18 protein-coding genes are annotated in these 21,168 nt (G+C 73.1%); 6 read left to right on the top strand and 12 right to left on the bottom strand.

Annotation, left to right across the window (positions count from 1 at the left end; all coding sequences use genetic code 11):
- A partial coding sequence (locus E4P41_RS22135; RefSeq protein WP_167761048.1) for a hypothetical protein occupies nucleotides 1–1,624 on the top strand: 1,624 nt, incomplete at its 5' end.
- A gap of 57 nt (nucleotides 1,625–1,681) precedes the next feature.
- On the opposite strand, the gene E4P41_RS11905 is transcribed toward E4P41_RS22135, so the two are convergent.
- The 9 genes from E4P41_RS11905 to E4P41_RS11865 all read right to left on the bottom strand — a co-directional run bounded on the left by E4P41_RS11905 (nucleotide 1,682) and on the right by E4P41_RS11865 (nucleotide 9,363).
- The gene (locus E4P41_RS11905) at nucleotides 1,682–2,179 is read right to left on the bottom strand and encodes a hypothetical protein (protein ID WP_135141472.1); all 498 of its coding nucleotides are present in this window, start codon (nucleotides 2,177–2,179) and stop codon (nucleotides 1,682–1,684) included.
- 230 nt (nucleotides 2,180–2,409) lie between these two features.
- Complete coding sequence (locus E4P41_RS11900) at nucleotides 2,410–2,799, bottom strand: metal-sulfur cluster assembly factor (protein ID WP_135141471.1); 390 nt, start codon at nucleotides 2,797–2,799, stop codon at nucleotides 2,410–2,412.
- Nucleotides 2,796–3,293 (bottom strand): Fe-S cluster assembly sulfur transfer protein SufU, encoded by a 498-nt coding sequence (gene sufU / locus E4P41_RS11895; RefSeq protein ID WP_135141470.1) that lies wholly within the window; start codon nucleotides 3,291–3,293, stop codon nucleotides 2,796–2,798. Before sufU ends, E4P41_RS11900 begins: the two co-directional genes overlap by 4 nt.
- A complete protein-coding gene (locus tag E4P41_RS11890; protein WP_135141469.1) occupies nucleotides 3,293–4,621 on the bottom strand; it encodes a cysteine desulfurase in 1,329 nt (442 codons plus the stop codon). Before E4P41_RS11890 ends, sufU begins: the two co-directional genes overlap by 1 nt.
- Nucleotides 4,618–5,403: a Fe-S cluster assembly ATPase SufC gene (sufC, locus tag E4P41_RS11885; protein WP_135141468.1), complete on the bottom strand. Its 786-nt coding sequence runs from the start codon at nucleotides 5,401–5,403 to the stop codon at nucleotides 4,618–4,620. Before sufC ends, E4P41_RS11890 begins: the two co-directional genes overlap by 4 nt.
- Before the next feature lie 15 nt (nucleotides 5,404–5,418).
- Nucleotides 5,419–5,790 carry a non-heme iron oxygenase ferredoxin subunit gene (locus tag E4P41_RS11880; protein ID WP_135141467.1) on the bottom strand — a complete coding sequence of 124 codons (372 nt, stop codon included), beginning with the start codon at nucleotides 5,788–5,790 and terminating at the stop codon, nucleotides 5,419–5,421.
- A gap of 2 nt (nucleotides 5,791–5,792) precedes the next feature.
- Complete coding sequence (sufD, locus tag E4P41_RS11875; RefSeq protein ID WP_135141466.1) at nucleotides 5,793–7,127, bottom strand: Fe-S cluster assembly protein SufD; 1,335 nt, start codon at nucleotides 7,125–7,127, stop codon at nucleotides 5,793–5,795.
- Nucleotides 7,127–8,569: a Fe-S cluster assembly protein SufB gene (gene sufB / locus E4P41_RS11870; protein WP_135141465.1), complete on the bottom strand. Its 1,443-nt coding sequence runs from the start codon at nucleotides 8,567–8,569 to the stop codon at nucleotides 7,127–7,129. Before sufB ends, sufD begins: the two co-directional genes overlap by 1 nt.
- Nucleotides 8,566–9,363, bottom strand: coding sequence for a helix-turn-helix domain-containing protein (locus tag E4P41_RS11865; protein WP_245177287.1), 798 nt, complete (start codon nucleotides 9,361–9,363; stop codon nucleotides 8,566–8,568). Before E4P41_RS11865 ends, sufB begins: the two co-directional genes overlap by 4 nt.
- A gap of 132 nt (nucleotides 9,364–9,495) precedes the next feature.
- Between E4P41_RS11865 and E4P41_RS11860 the strand changes: the two genes are divergently transcribed.
- Nucleotides 9,496–9,867, top strand: coding sequence for a nuclear transport factor 2 family protein (locus E4P41_RS11860; RefSeq protein ID WP_135141463.1), 372 nt, complete (start codon nucleotides 9,496–9,498; stop codon nucleotides 9,865–9,867).
- A gap of 10 nt (nucleotides 9,868–9,877) precedes the next feature.
- On the opposite strand, the gene E4P41_RS11855 is transcribed toward E4P41_RS11860, so the two are convergent.
- Entirely contained in the window at nucleotides 9,878–12,403 is a 2,526-nt protein-coding gene (locus E4P41_RS11855; protein WP_135141462.1) for an ATP-dependent Clp protease ATP-binding subunit, read from the bottom strand.
- Nucleotides 12,404–12,681: 278 nt separating this feature from the next.
- Here E4P41_RS11855 and E4P41_RS11850 point away from each other — a divergent pair, with 278 nt between their 5' ends.
- Nucleotides 12,682–13,611, top strand: a complete 930-nt coding sequence (locus tag E4P41_RS11850) for a COX15/CtaA family protein (RefSeq protein WP_135141461.1) — start codon at nucleotides 12,682–12,684, stop codon at nucleotides 13,609–13,611.
- Nucleotides 13,612–13,681: 70 nt separating this feature from the next.
- Here the strand turns inward: E4P41_RS11850 and E4P41_RS11845 are convergent, their stop codons facing one another.
- Both E4P41_RS11845 and E4P41_RS11840 read right to left on the bottom strand, forming a co-directional pair.
- On the bottom strand, nucleotides 13,682–14,599 hold the full coding sequence (locus E4P41_RS11845; protein WP_135141460.1) for a DUF559 domain-containing protein: 918 nt from the start codon (nucleotides 14,597–14,599) through the stop codon (nucleotides 13,682–13,684).
- 132 nt (nucleotides 14,600–14,731) lie between these two features.
- Complete coding sequence (locus E4P41_RS11840) at nucleotides 14,732–15,652, bottom strand: heme o synthase (protein WP_135141459.1); 921 nt, start codon at nucleotides 15,650–15,652, stop codon at nucleotides 14,732–14,734.
- A 385-nt stretch (nucleotides 15,653–16,037) separates the two neighbouring features.
- Between E4P41_RS11840 and tkt the strand changes: the two genes are divergently transcribed.
- The 3 genes from tkt (at nucleotide 16,038) to E4P41_RS11825 (ending at nucleotide 21,128) form a co-directional block, all read left to right on the top strand.
- A complete protein-coding gene (gene tkt / locus E4P41_RS11835; protein WP_135141458.1) occupies nucleotides 16,038–18,251 on the top strand; it encodes a transketolase in 2,214 nt (737 codons plus the stop codon).
- Nucleotides 18,252–18,372: 121 nt separating this feature from the next.
- Nucleotides 18,373–19,479 carry a transaldolase gene (gene tal / locus E4P41_RS11830; protein WP_135141457.1) on the top strand — a complete coding sequence of 369 codons (1,107 nt, stop codon included), beginning with the start codon at nucleotides 18,373–18,375 and terminating at the stop codon, nucleotides 19,477–19,479.
- Complete coding sequence (locus E4P41_RS11825) at nucleotides 19,476–21,128, top strand: glucose-6-phosphate isomerase (RefSeq protein ID WP_135141456.1); 1,653 nt, start codon at nucleotides 19,476–19,478, stop codon at nucleotides 21,126–21,128. The genes tal and E4P41_RS11825 overlap by 4 nt, the downstream gene beginning before the upstream one ends.
- The last annotated feature ends 40 nt before the right edge of the window (nucleotides 21,129–21,168 follow it).

Genomic DNA, 21,168 nt, shown 5'->3' with positions numbered 1-21,168 from the left:
CGCGTGGGGTTCGCACGCCCGGCTGCGCAGCACCGAGGAGACGCTCGCCGCCGCGGCGGTGGCGCTGGCCGTGCTCGGGGCCGACGCAGGGACCCCCCTGCTGCGCGGCTCCGTCGTCCCGCCGCTGGTGCTCGGCGGGGTGTTCCTGGTGCTCGCCCGCCTGCTGCCCCGCCCGGCGACCTGGCCGCTGGCCGCCTGGCTGCCCGGACAGCTCGCCGCGCTGCGCGCCCTCGACGGAGCCGAGGGCGGGGTGGTCCGCACGGTCGCCATGCTCACCGTGGTGCTGGTGGGTCTGGGCCTGGCGCTCGGTGCCCGGCGGCTCGTCGCGCGGATCGCGCTGGTCACCACCGCGCCGTGGTGGGTCGCCGGGGTCGCCGGGGCGACAGGGACGGCGTGGAGCGCTGACGCGCCGGCCCGCTGGACGTCGGCCGCGCTCACCGTCGCCGTCGCCCTGGCACTGGTCGCCGCCCGGCTGGAGCGAAAGCTCGAGCCCCTCCTGGGGCCACCCGCCGCCGCCCCGGTCGTGGCCGGAGTGGCCACCGGAGCCGCGATCGGCGGCGCGCTGTCCGACCCCGGGCCGGGCGCGGTGCTGCTGGCCGGGTACACCGGGGTGCTGCTCGCCGCGGCCGCCGCGGCGCTGCTGTCCGGTTGGGCACGCGGGCTGTTCCTCCCCGCCGCGCTCGCCGCGGGCGGCACGCTGGTGACGCTCAGCGTCGGCCAGCTCGTCGCCGGATCCCGCTGGGTGGAGCTGACACTCCTGCTGCTGCTCACCGCGCTGCCGTGCGTACTGGTGGCGGCACTGCGCCGGGACGACCGACACGTGGCGGCGCCGGCCGCGGTCGGCTGCCTGGCCGGTGCCGCGCTCGTCGCCGCCGCGAGCGGGCTGGTGGGTGCCGGCGTGGCGGCGACCTCCCTGGGTCTCCTCTACGCCGTGTCGCTCGGAGCCGGGCTGGCGCTGGACACGGGAACGCGGCGGGCCACCGTCCTCACCGGGGCGATCTGCGCGGGTTTGGCCGTCGTCCTGTTGGTGGTGGCTCGCGACCGGGGAGTGCTCGCGGTGCAGCTGGCCGCGCAGGGGCTGGTGACGTGTGCCTGGGGCTGGCACGTATGGCGCACCCGGGACCCGCGGGACGGCGGGCCGGAGGGCTCCCCGGCATGGCGCGCCGGCGCCGCCCAGCTGGTCGTGGCCGCGTGGACGGTCGCCGCGCTGGCGGACTGGTCGGTGGTCGAGGCCTACACGCTGCCGGCGGCGGCGGGACTGCTGCTGGCCGCCGGGCTGCGGCTGGTCGACGGGCCGTCGTGGCCGGCCTGGGGCCCCGGGCTGCTGGTCGCAGCGGTGCCCTCGGTGGTGTGGGGCGTCGTCGCGCCCGACAGCACCCGACCCGTGCTGGTCCTCCTGGTCGCCGCCGCCGTCATGGGGGCGGCCGCGTGGCGGGCGGTGCGCGCGCCGCTGCTCGTCGGGGCCTGGACGGCGGTCGCGGTGGCGCTCGGGCTGGCCGTGGTGGAACTGCCGCTCCCGGTCACCGGGGCCCTGGTCGTCGGGGCGGTGCTGCTGGCGGTCGGCGCCCGGCGGGAACGCCGTCCGGTCGCCGGCTTCGGCGCCCGCCTCGCCGAGATGCGGTGACCCGTCGTGGGGTCGCACTCGTGCCCACGATGACGCGGAGGCCTGGAGGCGATGGTGCTACCGCGTGGATCCATCGTGAGTGCGGCGGCGCCTGGTCGCGGTGAGCCTGCCCTTCTCATCGCGATGCCAGGCTCTGCCTGCTGAGTCCACGAACGTGATGGCTACGCCGCGGATCTTGCCCCAGTCGTCCCCGTACGCCTCCGCCAGGCCATCGATCGTCTCGACCGACTGGGGAGGGAGGACCGGGAAGACGACGGCGCCAGGTGGCCCCACGCGGCTGACGTCCGTCCCTACGAACTCGACGTCGAACACACTCGCTTCTGACGCGTTCTTCACGACGGCCCGCATCGGGTCGCAGACGCCCGGCACGTGCTTGTGCTCCAGCCATGCGGTGACCTTCTCCGCCTGCGCGCGCTGTCCGTCCAGGCGGCGGATCCGGATGTCCTTGAGCAGCACGGCCAGCGTGACGACAACCGCGAGCATCGTCCCGATGGCAGCCAACGCATCGGCCCACGGAACGCCCCACCACTCCACTGCGTCGATGTCCTCGCCCACGTGGTCCTATCGGCCTGCGCGTCGGCTGTTCGAGCCGACGCCTGGTCGGTGTCGGGGACGCACTGCTCGCCGCCACCCGTGCATGGAGACGATCATGGCCGTGGTGAGGTGCTGGAACGGCCCTCCCGCAGGGACCCGCCGCGGGCGTGCGAGCGGTGGGCGGCAGAGGCGGCCCCTCTGCAGGGTCCCGCGCCGAGCTCGCGAGGCGTGGGGGGCAGAGGGGTCCTTCTTCAGACCCGGAAGCCGAGGGCGCGCAGCTGCTCGCGGCCGTCGTCGGTGATCTTGTCCGGGCCCCACGGCGGCATCCAGACCCAGTTGATCCTGATGTCGTCCACCAGGCCGGGGCCGGGGCCGCCGGTCAGGGCCTGCCGGGCCTGGTCCTCGATGACGTCGGTCAGCGGGCAGGCCGCCGAGGTCAGCGTCATGTCGATGACGGCGACCTCGTCGACGACGTCGATGCCGTAGACCAGGCCGAGGTCGACGACGTTGACCCCGAGTTCGGGGTCGACGACGTCGCGCATGGCTTCCTCGACGTCCTCGAGCAGGGCCGACTTGTAGGCCGGCAGGTCGCCCGGCGCCCCGTCGGTCGCCGGCGTGGCGTTCTCCGTGGTCTCGCTCATGCCTCGGCTCCTCCAGGTGTGGTGGTGGGGTGGGCGGCGGACAGGGCCCGGGCGGAGGCGTCCTTGAGCGCCATCCAGCTCATCAGCGCGCACTTGATCCGCGCCGGGTACTTGGACACTCCGGCGAATGCGACGGCGTCCTCCAGCTCGTCCTCGAGCTTCTCGGCGACCGACGCGTCGCCCTTCGACTGCATCAGCGTCATGAAGTGCTCGCCGGTCTCCAGTGCCTCGGGCACCGGCTTCCCGACGACCAGGTCGTACATGGCCGAGACCGACGCCTGGCTGATCGAACAACCCATCCCCTCGTAGGAGACGTCCGACAAGATGGGATCGCCGGCCGTGTCGTTCTCGATGTGCACCCGCAGGGTGACCTCGTCCCCGCAGGTCGGGTTGACGTGGTGCACCTCGGCCTCGAACGGCTCGCGCAGCCCACGGCCGTGCGGGTTGCGGTAGTGGTCCAGGATGATCTCCTGGTACATCGACTCCAGCTGCATCAGCTCACCTCGTCGGGGACAACCCCGAAGAACTCCTGGGCCTTCCGGACCGCGTCGACCAGCGCGTCGATGTCGTCGTAGCCGGTGTGCACGTAGAACGTGGCCCGCGTCGTGGCCGGGACGCCGTAGCGACGCACCACCGGCCAGGCGCAGTGGTGGCCCACCCGTACCTCGACGCCGAGGTCGTCGAGCACCTGGCCCAGGTCGTGCGGGTGGATGCCCTCGACGGTGAAGGAGACCGCTCCGCCGCGGGCCACGGTGTCCGGCGGGCCGATCACCGCGACGCCGGGGATCCCGGCGAGCTCCTCCAGCGCGTAGGCGGTCAGCGCCTCCTCGTGCGCCTGCACCCGGTCCATGCCGAGCCGCTGCAGGTACTCGACGGCCGCGGCCAACCCGATCACCTGCGCGGTCATCGGGACGCCGGCCTCGAAGCGCTGCGGCGGCGGCATGAAGGTGCTGCCCTCCATCCGCACCACCTCGATCATCGAGCCGCCGGTGAGGAACGGCGGCAGCGCGTCGAGCACCTCGTAGCGCCCCCACAGGACGCCGACGCCGGTGGGCCCGAGCATCTTGTGACCGGAGAAGACCAGGAGGTCCGCGCCCAGCGTGGTGACGTCGACCGGCTGGTGCGGCACCGACTGCGCGCCGTCGACCAGCACCAGGGCGCCGACCTCGCGGGCCCGGGCGACGATGCCGTCCAGCGGGTTGATGGTGCCGAGGATGTTCGACTGCTGGGTGACCGCGACCAGCTTGGTCCGCTCGTTGACCACGGTGGCCAGGTCGGCGAGGTCGAGGCGGCCGTCGTCGGTCAGACCGAGCCAGCGCAGCGTCGCGCCGGTGCGCTCGCACAGCTGCTGCCAGGGCACCAGGTTGGCGTGGTGCTCCATCTCGGTGACGACGATCTCGTCGCCCTGGCCGACGGCGTACCGCCGGAACCGCTCATCCCTGGCCGTCGCCGCGTTGGACAGCGCGTAGGCGACCAGGTTGATCGCCTCGGTGCTGTTCCGGGTGAAGACGACCTCCTCCGCGGGCGCACCGATGAACGCGCCGATGGTGGCCCGGGCCGCCTCGTAGCGGCCGGTCGCCTCCTCGGCGAGCTGGTGCGCGCCCCGGTGCGGCGCGGCGTTGCAGGTCTCGTAGAAGTCGCGCTCGGCGTCGAGCACCGACCGCGGTTTCTGGGAGGTGGCCCCGGAGTCGAGGTAGACCAGCCGCTTCCCGTCCCGGATGGTGCGGGACAGGATCGGGAAGTCCGCCCGGATCGCCTCGACGTCCAGCGGCAGGGGCTGCTTCTGCGCCCCTGCAGCGGGACGCGAGACGGTCTGGGTCATGCGCTGGCGACCTCCGTCGAACCCTTGAGGTACGCGGCGTAGCCCTCGTTCTCCAGCTTCTCCGCGAGCTCCGGACCACCCTCCTCGGCGATCCGGCCGTTGACGAAGACGTGCACGAAGTCCGGCCTGATGTAGCGCAGGATCCGCGTGTAGTGGGTGATCAGCAGGACGCCGACAGCGTCGTCACCGGAGCCCTCCTCGCGGGTGCGGTTGACCCCCTCGGAGACGGTCCGCAGCGCGTCGACGTCGAGGCCGGAGTCGGTCTCGTCGAGGATCGCGATGCGCGGCTTGAGCAGCCGCATCTGCAGGATCTCGTGGCGCTTCTTCTCACCGCCGGAGAAGCCCTCGTTGACGTTGCGCTCGGCGAACGCCGGGTCCATCTCCAGGGCGGCCATCTCGGTCTTGACGTCCTTGACCCAGGTGCGCAGCTTCGGGGCCTCGCCCTTGACCGCGGTCGCCGCGGTGCGCAGGAAGTTCGACACCGAGACGCCGGGGACCTCGACCGGGTACTGCATGGCGAGGAACAGGCCGGCGCGGGCCCGCTCGTCGACGCTCATCGCGAGGACGTCCTCGCCGTCGAGGGTCACCGAGCCCCCGGTGATCGTGTACTTGGGGTGGCCGGCGATCGAGTAGGCCAGGGTCGACTTGCCCGACCCGTTCGGGCCCATGATCGCGTGCGTCTCGCCCGAGCGGACGCTCAGGTCGACGCCGCGGAGGATCTCCGTGGCGTCGTTCTCCTCGCCCACGCTGACGTGCAGGTCGCGGATCTCCAGAACGGACACTTCTCTTCTCGCTCCTCAGTTGCCGGCCGCGTGACGAAGTCGGTCGTCGTCGTCGGCTGCTGCATCTGCTTCCGTGTCGACGTACACGTCCTCCCCTTCCACGCGGACCGGGTAGACGTCGACCGGCTCGGTGGCCGGCAGGTTGGTGGGCTCGCCGGTGCGCAGGTCGAAGCACGACCCGTGCAGGAAGCACTCGATGGTCGGGGCTCCGTCGAACAGCTCGACGTCCCCCTCGGTCAGTGGCACGTCCTGGTGCGAGCAGCGGTCCTCAAGCGCGTAGACCTCACCCTCGAACCGGACGACGGCGACGTCGATGTCGGCCAGCTCCACCCGGAGCGCGCCGTTCTCCGGCACCTCGGAGAGCCCGCAGACCCGCTCGAACGCCATGCTCAGGCCACCTCGACCGGCTGCTCGTCCAGACCCGGCAGCGCACCGAGGCGGGTCTCGATGCTGCGCATCAGCCGGTCCTGAAGCGCGTCGATGCCGATGTGCTGCACGATGTCGGCGAAGAAGCCGCGGACGACGAGGCGGCGCGCGGTCTCGGCGTCGATGCCGCGCGAGCAGAGGTAGAACAGCTGCTCGTCGTCGAACCGGCCGGTGGCGCTGGCGTGGCCGGCGCCGACGATCTCGCCGGTCTCGATCTCCAGGTTCGGCACCGAGTCGGCGCGGGCGCCGTCGGTGAGCACCAGGTTGCGGTTGAGCTCGTAGGTGTCCGTGCCGGTGGCCGCCGGGCGGATCCGCACGTCGCCGATCCAGACCGTGCGCGCGCCCTCCCCCTGCAGCGCGCCCTTGTAGAGCACGTTGCTCGTGCAGTTGGGCACCGCGTGGTCGACCCAGAGCCGGTGCTCCTGGTGCTGGGTCTCGTCGGAGAAGTAGACGCCGTAGAGCTCCGCCGTCCCGCCGGGGCCGGCGTACTGCACGTTGCTGACCAGCCGGACCAGGTCGCCACCGAGGGTCACCACGACCTGCGTCACGGTCGCGTCGCGGCCGACGACGGTGTCGAACTGGCCACCGTGCACGGCGCCCGGCGCCCAGTCCTGCACCGAGACGACGGTGACCTGCGCGCCGTCCCCGACGAGGACGGCGACGCCGCCGGAGTACCGGGCCAGGCCCGCGTGGTCCAGGACGACGGTCGCCCGCGCGAAGGCGCCGACCTCGACGACGACCTGGCCCCACACGACGTCGTCCGAGCCGGTGCCCGACAGCCGCAGCGTGACCGGGCGGTCGAGCTGGGCCTCGGCCGGCACGCGGACGACGGCGGCACCGCCGCTTCGCTGGCGGGTGAGCGCGGCCAGCCGGTCGACCGGCTCGGGCAGACCCTTGAGCAACGGGTCGTCGACCTCGACGCTGGTGAGCTCGACGCCCTCGGGCAGGTCGGTGTCCCACTGCAGTTGCGCGGACGGCCCTGCTTCATCCGGCGCAGCGCCGTCGAGCAGCGGGCGGATCCGGCGCATCGGGGTGAAACGCCAGTCCTCCTCGCGGCCGGTCGGTCGGGCGAAGGCGTCCGGGTCGGTCGAGGTGAACCGCTCGGCCGGTGAGCCGGTCGGGGCCGGCCCGCCGTGCGAGTGGGCGCCCGGCACGGCCTGCCCGGCGGTCGCGGTGCCCGCGGCCGGGGTGCTGGGCGGGCCCGCCTGGGCGCCGACCCCCTCGCCGAACAGCTCGCCGGCAAGAGTGGCCGACTCGGTCGTCAGGCCCGTGGTGTTCGCGTCGTCAGTGGACGGCATCAGCCGACGGCACCTTCCATCTGCAGCTCGATCAGGCGGTTCAGCTCGAGGGCGTACTCCATCGGGAGCTCGCGGGCGATCGGCTCCACGAACCCGCGGACCACCATCGCCATCGCCTCGTCCTCGGACAGACCGCGGCTCATCAGGTAGAAGAGCTGGTCGTCGCTGACCCGGGAGACGGTCGCCTCGTGCCCCATCGCGACGTCGTCCTCGCGGACGTCCACGTAGGGGTAGGTGTCCGACCGGCTGATGGTGTCGACCAGCAGCGCGTCGCACTTCACCGTCGACTTCGAGCCGGAGGCGCCCTCGTCGACCTGCACCAGCCCGCGGTAGGAGGTGCGGCCGCCGCCGCGGGCGACCGACTTCGACACGATCGTCGAGGAGGTGTTCGGCGCGGCGTGCACCATCTTGGCGCCGGCGTCCTGGTGCTGACCCTCGCCGGCGAAGGCGATGGAGAGCACCTCGCCCTTGGCGTGCTCTCCGGTCATCCAGACGGCCGGGTACTTCATCGTCACCTTGGAGCCGAGGTTGCCGTCGACCCACTCCATGGTCGCGCCCTCGTGGGCGACGGCCCGCTTGGTGACCAGGTTGTAGACGTTGTTCGACCAGTTCTGGATGGTCGTGTACCGGCAGCGCGCGTTCTTCTTGACGACGATCTCGACGACCGCGGAGTGCAGCGAGTCGGACTTGTAGATCGGCGCGGTGCAGCCCTCGACGTAGTGCACGTAGGCGCCCTCGTCGACGACGATCAAGGTCCGCTCGAACTGGCCCATGTTCTCGGTGTTGATCCGGAAGTAGGCCTGCAGCGGGATCTCCACGTGCACGCCCTTGGGCACGTAGATGAACGACCCGCCCGACCACACGGCGGTGTTCAGCGCGGCGAACTTGTTGTCGCCGGACGGGATGACCGAGCCGAAGTACTCGCGGAAGAGGTCCTCGTGCTCCTTGAGGGCGGTGTCGGTGTCGAGGAAGAGAACGCCCTGCTCCTCGAGATCCTCACGGATCTTGTGGTAGACGACCTCGGACTCGTACTGCGCGGCGACGCCGGCGACCAGCCGCTGCTTCTCCGCCTCGGGGATGCCCAGCTTGTCGTAGGTGTTCTTGATGTCCTCGGGCAGCTCCTCCCACGAAGCCGCCTGGGCCTCGGTGGAGCGCACGAAGTACTTGATGTTCTGGAAGTCGATGCCCGACAGGTCCGAGCCCCAGTCGGGCATCGGCTTGCGGTCGAACAGCTTCAGTGCCTTGAGTCGTCGCTCGAGCATCCACTCGGGCTCGTTCTTGCGGCGGGAGATGTCCCGGACCACGTCCTCGTCCAGGCCCCGGCGGGCCGACGCCCCGGCGACGTCGGCGTCCGCCCAGCCGTACTGGTAACGGCCGAGCTGCTCGAGCTGCTCGTCCTGGGTCAGCGGCGTGCCGGTCACCGGCTGCTGGGTGCTGGTCATGCGGGCGTCCTCTCCCGATCCGTGGGGGTCAAACTGGTGGACGGTGCGGTGCGCGGCCCGGCCGGGGACCGGGGCGCTCCTCGCTCACCTGGTACAGGGCGCGCGGAGGCCGATCTGTTCCCCGCGCGGATGTGGTCCCGGCCGCCCAGGCCGGCGCGCACCGGCCCCGGGATGTGGGTGGTGCAGACGCCGTCGCCGTGGGCGATCGTGGCCAGCCGCTGGACGTGGGTGCCCACCAGCCGGCCGATCACCGCCGTCTCGGCCTCGCACAGCTGCGGGAACTCCGCCGCCACGTGCGCCACCGGGCAGTGGTGCTGGCAGAGCTGCCCCCCGCTGGAGATCGCCGAGGCCGAGGCAGCGTAACCCTCCGCCGTGAGCGCCGCGGCGAGCACCTGCGCCCGGTCGACGGGAGCGCCAGGCGCGGCCTCGACGGCACTCGAGCACCGCTGCTCGAGGCCGGCGAGCTGCGCCTCGGCGACCGCGCGGACCGCCTCGGGGCCCCCCACGGCGGCGACGTGGCGCAGCGCGGTCAGCGCCAGGTCGTCGTAGGCGTGCGGAAAGGCCGACCGGCCGACGTCGGTCAGGTGGAACAGCCGCGCCGGCCGGCCCCGCCCGCGGCGCGCACCGGACGCCGGCCGCTCCTCGATCTGTCCGGTGGCGACCAGGGCGTCGAGGTGCCGGCGGACGGCGGTCGGCGAGACGCCCAGCTGCCCGGCGAGCTCGGTCGCGGTCTGCGGCCCGTGCTCGAGCAGCAGGCCGCTCACCCGGTGGCGCGTGCGCCGGTCGCTTTCCACAACACGAGTGTTGCCTATTTCAGGGCGCTCGCAAGCAAGGGTCGCCTAACCCGACCGGGCCCGGGAGCTGCTGGGACGGCCGCACGACCGGCCGTCCGGGTGGCTCGCGAGCAGCCGGGTAACGCGCAACGCATGGTTGATGCCCTGCGCGCCCGCTCGGCCGCCGAAGTCTTCGACGATCACCTCCGCCTCGCCGGGGAGCACCGGTGTGACGAGGACATCGAGCGCAACGTCTCCCCCGACGTCGTCGTGCTGGAACGCCGGGGCGTGTTCCGCGGCCGCGAGGGCGCGCGGACCCTCGCCCGGTTGCTGGCCGAGGAGCTCCCGGACGCCCCGTACGTCTACACGAACCGGCTGGTGGCGGGCCGGACGGCCTTCCTGGAGTGGACCGCGGAATCCCAGCACGCCCGGGTGCGCGACGGGGCCGACTCCTTCCTGATCGAGGACGGCTGGATCGTCGCCCAGACGATCCACTACACGGTCGAACCGGTCGACCGGCGCTGACCGCCTCCCGTCACCGGGCGGGTACCGGCCGCGGCGCGTCCTCGACCTGGAAGTCCAGCGCCCCCTCCCCCACGCCGACGGTGACCGTCCGGCCCGCGCCCAGCCGGCCGTCGAGCATCAGCCGCGCCAGCGGGTTGTCGACCTCCCGCTGGATCGCCCGGCGCAGCGGCCGGGCGCCGAACTGCGGCTCGAAGCCGTGCTCGGCGATCCAGGTGACGGCCTCGTCGGTGAAGGTCACCTCGATGCCCTGGGCGGAGAGCCGTCGGCGGGTCTCGTCGAGCAGCAGCCGGCTGATCCGGGCCAGCTGCTCGGTCTCCAGCTGCTGGAAGACCACGATCTCGTCGATGCGGTTGAGGAACTCCGGCCGGAAGGACTCCCGCAGCCGCCGCATCAGCCGGTCGCGCAGCCCGGCGTCCGAGGCCGCGCCGTCCCCGGAGCCGAAGCCGAGCGGGGTGTTGCGGCCCTGGATGAGCTCCGAGCCCAGGTTGCTGGTCATGATCAGCACGGTGTTCTTGAAGTCGACCGTGCGCCCCTGCGAGTCGGTGAGCCGGCCGTCGTCCAGCACCTGGAGCAGGGTGTTGAAGACGTCGGGGTGCGCCTTCTCGATCTCGTCCATGAGCACCACCGAGTAGGGCCGGCGGCGCACCGCCTCGGTGAGCTGGCCGGCGTCCTCGTAGCCGACGTATCCGGGCGGGGAGCCGACCAGCCGGCTGACGGTGTGCCGCTCCTGGAACTCACTCATGTCCAGCCGGATCATCCGGTCCTCGTCGCCGAACAGCGCCTCGGCCAGCGCGCGGGCCAGCTCGGTCTTGCCGACGCCGGTCGGCCCGAGGAACAGGAAGCTGCCGATCGGCCGGTCGGGGTCGCCCAGCCCCACGCGCGAGCGGCGCACCGCCTCGGCGACCACCGAGACGGCGTCGTCCTGCCCCACGACCCGCTGGTGCAGGTTCTCCTCGAGCTGCAGCAGCCGCTGCATCTCCTCCTCGGTGAGCTGGCTGACCGGGATGCCGGTGGCCCGGGAGACGACCTCGGCGATGTCCTCGACGCCGACCTCCGGGACGCCGGACTGGCCGCCGCCGCTGCGCGCGAGCTCCAGCCGCGCCTGCGCCTCGGCGAGTGAGTCGCGCAGCTCCGAGGCGCGCTCGTACTGCTCGGCGGCGACCGCCTGGTCCTTCTCCCGCTGCAACCGCTCGGCCTCCTGCTCCAGCCCGCGCAGGTCGGTCGGCGGCGTCTTCACCCGCCGGCGCACGCGGGCACCGGCCTGGTCGATGAGGTCGATGGCCTTGTCCGGCAGGTGCCGGTCGGGGACGTAGCGGTCCGACAGCTCGACGGCGGCCCGGATGGCGTCGTCGGTGAAGCGCACCTCGTGGTGGGCCTCGTACCGGTCGCGCAGCCCGCAGAGGATTTCGACGGTGTCCTCGACCGAGGGTTCCGGCACCAGGATCGGCTGGAACCGGCGCTCCAGGGCGGCGTCCTTCTCGATGTTGCGGCGGTACTCCTCGAGCGTGGTGGCGCCGATGATGTGCAGCTCGCCACGGGCCAGCGCGGGTTTGAGCATGTTGCCCGCGCCGCCGGAGCCCTCCGAGGCACCGGCGCCGACCACGGTGTGCAGCTCGTCGATGAAGACGATCACCTCGTCGCTGTGCTCGCGGATCTCGTCGATGATCTTCTTCATCCGCTCCTCGAAGTCACCGCGGTAGCGGGTACCGGCGACCAGGCCGGTCAGGTCGAGCTCGACCAGCCGGCGGCCGCGCAGCGTCTCCGGGACGTCGCCCTCGACGATCTGCGCGGCGATCCCCTCGACGATCGCCGTCTTGCCGACGCCGGCCTCGCCGATGAGCACCGGGTTGTTCTTCCGCCGCCGGGAGAGGACCTCGACGGTCTGCTCGATCTCGGCCTCGCGCCCGATGACCGGGTCGATCCGGCCGTCGCGCGCCATCTCGGTGAGGTCGCGGCCGTACTCGTCGAGCGTCGGGGTGTTCGACTGGCCGCCACCGGGACGCCCGCCGCCGGGCGTGCCGCCGCCGGCCGCGACGTGCTGCAGGGTCTCCGGCGTGACGCCGCGCTCGTGCAGCACCCGGCCGCCCGGGGTGTCGGGGTTGACGGCGAGGGCGAAGAGCAGGTGCTCGGGACCGATGTAGGTGCTGCCCAGCGCCCGGGACACGCGGTGCGCGTCGAGCAGGGCGCGCTTGGCGGCCGGGGTGAGCGACGGCGCCTCGTCGCGGGGCTCGCCGCGGCTCATCTGCTGCTCCAGCTGGCTGCGCAGCTGGTCGGGGTCGGCGCCGGAGCGGGACAGGAACGTGCGGGTGGTCCCGTCGCCGGTCATCGCCCACAGCAGGTGCTCGGTGTCGAGGTCGGCGCTGCCGGTGGCCACCGCCTGCCGCGCTGCGGCGTTGACCAGCTCCCGCGCCTGCTGGCTGAGGAGCTGGGTGATGTCGATGCGCTGCCGGGGGGCGCGCTGCTCGCCGCCCAGGTACCGGGCGAAGAAGTCGTCGAAGGGGCTCCCGTAGGGGCCCGGGAAGAAGGGGCTGGTCATACCTCACGTCCAGGGAGTCGAGTCGGTCGGTGGGGCTGCCGGAGGGCTCCCGTACCCGGTTCCGCGCACCGACACGGACGCGGCGGTGGATCCGCCGGTCGTGCCCTGTACAGCGCACGGAAGCTCCGGCAACTTCCCGCCCCGGTCCGGCCCTCCTGCCGAGGACGAGCTCGCCGGCCTCCCTGCAGGGGCCCGCGGCAAGCGTGCGAGCCGTGGGGGACAGGGAGGTCCTTGTCGAGCGGCGGAGGGCAGGAGGGTCCTTTGGCTAGCATCTGGGCGTGCCGGCCTCCCCCGCCCTCGTCTCGCGGCTCGCCCTGGCCAACGCCGTCGCCAACGGCGCCATCGTCGTCACCGGCGGGATCGTCCGGCTCACCGGTTCCGGCCTGGGGTGCCCGACGTTCCCGAAGTGCACCGAGGACAGCCTGGTCACCACACCGGAGATGGGCGGCCACGGCGTCATCGAGTTCGGCAACCGCCTGCTCACCTTCGTCCTCGCGGCGGTCGCCATCGCCACCGTCGTCGCGGTGTGGCGCTCGAACCGCCGGGACCTGCGCCCACTCGCCGTCCTGACCTTCCTCGGCATCCCGGCGCAGGCGCTGCTCGGCGGGATCACCGTGCTCACCGGGCTCAACCCGTGGACGGTCGCGGCACACTTCCTCGTCTCGATCGTCCTCATCGCGCTGGCCACCGTCCTGTGGCTGCGCTCCCGCGAGCCCGGGGTGGGCCAGCCGCTGCTCCGCCGTCCGCTCGCCTTGCTCGTCGCCGGCATCGCCGCCGTCACCGCCGTCGTCCTCGTGCTGGGGACGCTGGTGACCGGCAGCGGGCCGCACAGCGGGGACGTCGACGCCGACGGCGTCCCGACCGGCGACCGGATGGGCTTCGACCTGCAGCTGATCAGCCAGTTGCACGCCGACGCGGTGTTCCTCCTCGTCGGGCTGACCGTCGCCTTGCTGGTCGCGCTGTACGCGACCGACTCCCCCGGTCGGGTCACGCGGGCGGCGCGCGACCTGCTGGTCGTGCAGCTCGCCCAGGGCGTCGTCGGCTACGTGCAGTACTTCACCGACCTGCCGATCGCGCTGGTGCTGCTGCACATGCTGGGCGCGGTGCTGGTGACGGCATTCACCGCCCGCCTGGTGTGGTCTGTCCGCGGCCCGGCGTCCGAGCTGCCGCTCGGCGCGGCGTCGCATCACGTCGCCGCCTCGTGCTGAGGACGCCCATGCCGACCGCGGTCACCGATGGTGTGCGCTGAGGCTGAGTTCGAGCGGGGAGAACCGGGCGTCAGCGCACATGCGGGGGCAGGAAGAGGCGTCGCCGGGCGCCGTGGACAGCGTGGATCTCGCGCCGGCAGGCCTCCGGATCACGCGTGAGGCGACGGTAGCCGAAGCGCAGCGTCTGCCAGCCGACGGTGGCCAGCAGCGCGTCCCGGCGGATGTCCTCCTCTCGCTGCTCGCGGGATCCGTGCCAGGCGGCACCGTCCATCTCGACGGCCAGCAGGACGTCCTCGTACGCGGCGTCGAGGAAGTGGGTCCGGCCGGCAACGGTGACCCGCCGCTGCTGGACGAATGCGGGCATGCCAGGCGCACGCAGTACCTGGACGCAGCCCCAGATCTCCAGTTCGCTCCGGCACCCGTCGGCGAGCAGACCGACCAGATCCGCGAGTGCCGCACGACCCGGGAGGCAGGGGCGCCGCTCGAGCTCGTCGAACAGCTGCCCGGGCCGACACAGACGACGACGGACGGCGGTGATGGCAGCACCCCGGAGATCCGGCCGGGTCACCCCGTCCGGTCGGCCCCACGTGTCGACCACCGCTCGCTCGACACAGGTCACCGGTAGCCCGCCCACCCGACGGATCGTGTCGGTGAGGTGGCGGCTGCGATGGAGCACGACGCCCGCCGTCCCCCGGCCGCTGCGGCGCAGGTCGACGGTCAGGTGGACCGGCCCACCCGGCGGGATCAGGCCCCAGAGGGCCAGCGCCGTGCGATGGCTGACCACCCCGCCGCACGCCTGGACCGCGGCTTCGACGCGGACCCGCCAGTCGTCGGCCACGACCGGGAGGGCGTACACGCCTGGGTGGATCCGCCGCAGCCGGCCGGCGTCGACCCAGCCGGCGAGGGTCTTGCGATCGATCCGCGCGGTGAGCGACTCCCACGTCGACCAGCCGTCGGGCCCGAGCAGAGCCGGGATGTCGTGCGCCACCATCCGACCCTGTCGAGCGGGCCGGTCGCGTGGGGCACTCCGCGGGGATCTGTGGACACCCGACGACGACCGTGTGCGCTGAGGCGGAGTTCGAGCGCCGGGAACCGGGCGTCAGCGCACACGCTCAGCGCTTCACACCAGGACGTCGAGGATGATCGCGACCGAGAGCAGGGCCATGTAGGAGATCGAGACGTGGAACAGCTGCATCGGCCGGGTCTCCGCACCGACGTGGATGCGGCGCAGCAGCCGGTGCGCCTCGACGACGAACCACACGCCCAGGCCGGCGGCGGCCGCGGTATAGACCCAGCCGATCCCGAAGCCGTCGGCCACCGGCCACAGCAGCAGCGAGACGGCGACGGTCAGCCAGGCCCAGACGACGGTCTGCCGGCCGACCGACACCGCGGTCGCGACCACCGGGAGCATCGGCACGTCGGCCCGCGCGTAGTCGGCCCGGAAGCGCATGGCCAGCGCCCAGAAGTGCGGCAGCTGCCAGCAGAAGACGACGCCGAAGAAGACCACCGCCGGCCAGGCCAGCGTGCCGGTGACCGCGGCCCAGCCGATGAGCACCGGCGCCGCCCCGGGCACCCCGCCGAACAGCGTCGAGTGCCGGGTGTGGCGCTTGAGCACCATCGTGTAGATCACGGCGTAGTAGGCGATCGCGCCCGCGGCCAACACCGCGGCCAGCGGGGTGGTCGCCACCCAGAGCAGCGCGATGGAGAGGACCGCGAGCACCAGGCCGAACACCAGCGCGGCCCGGGGCGTGATCTCACCGGTCACCAGCGGACGGCGCTCGGTCCGGTGCATGAGCCGGTCGATGTCGCGGTCGTACCAGCAGTTGAAGACGTTGGCCGCGGCGGCGGCGAGCGTACCGCCGGCCATGGTCGCCAGCAGCAGCTCCCAGGAGGGCAGCCCGCCGGCGGCCAGCATCATCGCCGGGAGCGTGGTGACCAGCAGCAGCTCGATGATCCGCGGCTTGGTCAGCGCCACGTAGGCGCGGACGGTGGCCGACAGGCGGCCGGCCTGGACAGCCGGGCGTTCGGAGAGCGTCGTCACCGGGCGGCCACCGGCGAGGAGTCGGCACGCGGGCAGGGCACCACCGGGCACGGCTCCACCAGGTACGGAGACAGCACGGGGTCCCTTCCGACCGGGGACAGGAGAACGGACCCACTGTAGCCCTGGGCTCCCCCCGCCCACGGCGGGCATGACCAGGGTCTCGTCACCCGGCACACCACTAGGGTCGACCACGTTGGTGCTGCGCATGCAGCGGGTAGGGCCGATGTCGACGACGACGGTGCGTCCGGGTCCAGCGCATCCGGCCGCGGCGAACGCCAGGCCGGTCGCTGGAGCCAGTCACCGCCGTCCGTCCGGGGCGCACGAGGTCGCCGCACATCGCCCCGGACGGGTCCCGACCGGCCGACCCGAGGGAGCAACGACAGACATGGGAACCCAGAGCACCGAGTCCGAGGCCCCGGCCGAGGCCGCCACCGACGCCCCCACCGGCGACCCGCGCCAGCCGCACCCGACCCTCCCCGAGGGCTTCGGGGACCTGGACCGCCGGGTGATCGACACCACTCGTGTGCTGGCGATGGACGCCGTCCAGAAGGTGGGCAACGGCCACCCGGGGACGGCGATGAGCATGGCCCCTACCGCCTACCTGCTGTTCCACACGTGGCTGCGGCACGACCCCACCGACCCGAACTGGGTGGGCCGGGACCGTTTCGTGCTCTCGATGGGCCACTCCAGCCTGACCCTCTACATCCAGCTGTACCTCTCCGGCTACGGCCTGGAGCTGGCGGACCTGCAGGCGCTGCGCACCTTCGGCTCGCGGACCCCCGGCCATCCCGAGGTCAACCACACCCCGGGCGTGGAGACCACCACCGGCCCGCTCGGCCAGGGTGTGGGCAACGCGGTCGGGATGGCGATGGCCGCCCGCCGCGAGCGCGGCCTGTTCGACCCCGACGCCCCCGAGGGCGAGAGCCTCTTCGACCACACCATCTGGTGCTTCGCCTCCGACGGCGACATGGAGGAGGGCGTGAGCGGCGAGGCGTCGTCGCTGGCCGGCACCCAGCAGCTGGGCAACCTGGTCCTCGTCTACGACGACAACCGGATCTCCATCGAGGACGACACGAACGTCGCGTTCACCGAGGACGTCGGCAAGCGGTACGAGGCCTACGGCTGGCACGTCCAGCACGTGGACGACGGCGAGGACCTCGCCGCGGTCGACGCCGCGTTCGCCGCCGCGAAGGCCGAGACCGGCCGGCCGTCGATCGTCGTGCTGCGCACGATCATCGCCTGGCCCGCACCGAACAAGCAGAACACCGGCGCCGCCCACGGCTCGGCCCTGGGCGAGGACGAGGTCCGGGCCACCAAGGAGATCCTCGGCTTCGACCCCGAGCAGACCTTCCAGGTCGACGACGAGGTGCTGGCGCACGCCCGCTCGGTCGTCGAGGAGGGCCGCAAGGTCCGGGCGGAGTGGGACGACCGCTTCGCCGCGTGGGAGCAGGCACAGCCCGAGCGCGCGGCGCTGCTGGCCCGGATGCGGGAACGCCGGCTGCCCGAGGGCTGGGCCGACGACCTGCCGACCTGGGACGCCGACCCCAAGGGTGTGGCCACCCGCAAGGCCTCCGGCCAGGTGCTGGCCGCCCTGTACCCCAGGCTCCCCGAGCTGTGGGGTGGCTCGGCCGACCTGGCCGAGAGCAACAACACCGCCGTCGAGGGCGAGCCGTCGTTCGTGCCGGCCGACCGCCAGACGAAGATGTGGTCGGGCGGGCCGTACGGGCGCACCCTGCACTTCGGCGTCCGCGAGCACGCGATGGGCGCGATCATGAACGGCATCGCCCTGCACGGCGGCACCCGCGTCTACGGCGGCACCTTCCTCACCTTCTCCGACTACATGCGCGGCGCGGTCCGGCTGGCGGCGCTCATGCAGCTCCCGGTCACCTACGTCTGGACGCACGACTCGATCGGCCTCGGCGAGGACGGCCCGACCCACCAGCCGATCGAGCACTTCGCCGCGCTGCGGGCCATCCCGGGGTTGGACGTCGTCCGGCCGGCCGACGCCAACGAGGTCGCCGTCGCCTGGCGGACCGTCCTCGAGCACAACGACCGGCCCGCCGGCCTGCTGCTGTCCCGGCAGAACCTGCCGGTCTTCGACCGCTCCGCCCTCGCCTCGGCCGAGGGGGTGGCCCGGGGCGCCTACGTCCTGGCCGACGCCTCGAACGGCAGCCCCGAGCTGATCCTGCTCGGCACCGGGTCCGAGGTGCAGATCGCGGTGGCCGCGCGCGAGCGGCTGGAGGCCGACGGCGTGCCGACCCGGGTGGTCTCGGTGCCCTGTGTCGAGTGGTTCGCCGACCAGGACCAGGCCTACAAGGACGAGGTGCTGCCGCCCGCCGTCCGCGCCCGGGTCAGCGTCGAGGCCGGCGTGCCGATGGGGTGGCGCGAGTTCGTCGGGGACGCCGGCCGGATCGTCGGCCTCACGCACTACGGGGCCAGCGCCGCCTACTCCGTGCTCTACGAGGAGTTCGGCCTCACCGACGAGGCCGTCGTGGCCGCCGCCCGCGAGAGCATCGAGGCGGCGCGGTCGGGCGACGCCGTCCCGGCCGGCCCCGTCGCCGCGACCGGCGGCCTCCCCCACCCCACCGGTGACAAGTAGGGACCCCGCTGTCCCACCTGGCCCCATCCCGAGGCTCGCCCCGAGCTTGCGAGGGACGAGGAGGATGGGGTCCTTCTACCTGCGACAGGGCCGTTCCAGACTCACCCAGGAAGGCAAGGACATGGCACAGAACGAGAAGCTGGCCGAGCTCTCCGAGGCAGGGGTCGCCGTCTGGCTCGACGACCTCTCCCGCGACCGGATCCGCAGCGGCAACCTGCAGTCGCTGGTCGACGAGTACTCCGTCGTCGGCGTCACCACCAACCCGACCATCTTCGCCGCGGCGATCAGCGGGTCGGAGTCCTACGACGACCAGCTGCACGCCCTCGCCGTGCGGCAGGTCAGCGTGGAGGAGGGCTTGCGCACCATCACCGCTGCCGACGTCCGGGACGCCTGCGACCTGCTGGCTCCGGTGGCCCAGCAGCAGCCCGGCGACGGCCGGGTGTCGCTGGAGGTCGCCCCCGGCCTGGCCCACGACACCGACGCGACGGCCGCCGAGGCCGCGCACCTGTGGTGGCTGGTCGACCGGCCCAACCTGTTCATCAAGATCCCGGCGACGGAGGCGGGACTGCCGGCGATCACCACGTCCATCGGACGCGGCATCAGCGTCAACGTCACCCTCATCTTCAGCCTCGAGCGGTACCGGGCGGTCATGGACGCCTACCTGTCCGGGCTGGAGCAGCGGCTGGCCGAGGACCCGGACGCCGACCTCTCCGGCATCGCCTCGGTGGCGTCCTTCTTCGTCTCCCGCGTGGACACCGAGATCGACAAGCGGCTGGACGCCGCGGGCGCGGACGCCTCGCTCAAGGGGAAGGCCGCGCTGGCCAACGCCCAGCTGGCCTACCAGGCCTACGAGGAGGTCTTCTCCTCCGACCGCTGGAAGGCGCTGGAGGCCAAGGGCGCCCGGCCGCAGCGACCGCTGTGGGCCTCGACCGGTGTGAAGAACCCCGACTACCCGGACACGCTCTACGTCGGCGAGCTGATCGCCCCGGGGACGGTCAACACCATGCCGGAGAAGACGCTGAAGGCCTACGCCGACCACGGCGCCCCCGGCACCCCGGTGCAGAAGACCTACGACGAGGCGGCCGCGGTGATGCGGTCGATCGCCGACGCCGGCGTCGACCTCGACGACGTCTTCCGGGTGCTCGAGGACGAGGGCGTGCAGAAGTTCGCCGACTCCTGGGACGAGCTCACCGAGTCGGTGCGCACCCAGCTGCAGGACAAGGCATGAGCCTCGGGTTCCGCGCCACGGGGCTCGAGGTCCCCGAGCCCCTCCGCGCCCAGCTGACCGGGGACGACGTCGCCGCCCGGCTGGTGCGCAAGGACCCCACCCTGTGGGGTCCGGAGGCCGAGAGCGAGGCCGCCATCCGGCTAGGCTGGCTGGATCTGCCGGCCACGTCCCGGGAGCTGGTCGGCCGGCTGGCCGAGCTGCACGCCGAGCTGCAGTCCGAGGGCCTGGACCGTGTCGTGCTGTGCGGGATGGGCGGCTCGTCGCTGGCCCCCGAGGTGATCTGCCGGACGGCGGGCGTGCCGCTCGTCGTCCTGGACACCACCGACCCCGGCCAGGTCGCCGCCGCCATGGCCGACCTCGAGCGCACCGTGGTCGTGGTCAGCTCCAAGTCCGGCGGCACGGTGGAGACCGACAGCCAGCGGCGGGCCTTCATCGGTGCGTTCGCCGCCGCGGGGCTGGACGAGGATCGGATCGGGGCCCGGTTCGTCGTCGTCACCGACCCCGGCTCGCCGCTGTCGGAGACGGCGTCGGCGATGGGCGCCCGCGCGGTCTTCCTCGCCGATCCCGACGTCGGCGGGCGCTACAGCGCGCTGTCCGCGTTCGGCCTGGTGCCGGCCGCGCTGGCCGGGGTCGACGTCGGCGCGCTGCTCGAGGAGGCCGCCGAGCTGGCCGAGCAGCTGGCCGAGCCCGGCAACGCCGCCCTCGAGCTGGGCGTGGCCCTGGGCGCGGGCTTCCACACCGGCCGCGACAAGGTCACCCTCGCCGATGGCGGCAGGGGCGGCCGCGACACCGGGATCCAGGGCTTCGGCGACTGGGCCGAGCAGCTGATCGCCGAGTCCACCGGCAAGCAGGGCCGCGGGCTGCTGCCGGTGGTCGTGGAGTCCGCCGACGCCCCGGGCGCCACCGGCCCCGACGCGCTGCTGGCCGTCGTCGGCGGCGACCCGGTGGACCCGGGTCCCTCCGTCGGCGTCACGGGGCCGCTGGGCGCCCAGTTCCTCGGCTGGGAGTACGCCACCGCGGTCGCGGGGCGGGTCATCGGGATCAACCCGTTCGACCAGCCGAACGTGACCGAGTCCAAGGAGAACACCCAGCGGCTCCTGGACGCCGGCTTCGCGGACGAGCCGCCCCTGGCGACCATCGGCGCGGTCGAGCTGCGCGCGGCCAACGGCCTGCTCGACGGGGTCGACCTCACCCAGCACGACGGGGTGTCCCTGGCCCTCGAGGCGCTGCTGGCCGCCGTTCCGCCGCGCGGCTACCTCGCGGTGATGGCCTACCTCGACCGCCGGCGTGACGCCCGCACCGGCGAGCTGCGGGCCGCGCTCGCCCGGCGGACGGAGCACGCCGTGACCTTCGGCTGGGGCCCGCGCTTCCTGCACTCGACCGGCCAGTACCACAAGGGCGGTCCGCAGACGGGGGCGTTCCTGCAGCTCACCGGGGCGTACACCGAGGACCTGCCGGTGCCCGACCGGCCCTACACCTTCGGAACCCTGCACACTGCCCAGGCCGCCGGTGACCGGCAGGCGCTGGCCGACCGGGGGCGGCCGCTGCTGCACCTGCACCTGACCGAGCGGGCAGCCGGAGTCGAGCAGCTCCTCGACGCGTCCTGCGCCGCGACGTGGACCAGGATCGGCTCCGGGGAGCATCGCTGACCCACCCCGCCGTCCGATCTCCCGCCGGATCGGACGGCGG

The sequence above is a fragment of the Geodermatophilus sp. DF01-2 genome (genome assembly GCF_004571065.1).
In the GTDB taxonomy this organism is placed as follows: Bacteria; Actinomycetota; Actinomycetes; order Mycobacteriales; family Geodermatophilaceae; genus Geodermatophilus.
Note: the sequence above shows the minus strand (reverse complement) of the source record. Positions and strands in the feature narration are given on the sequence as shown.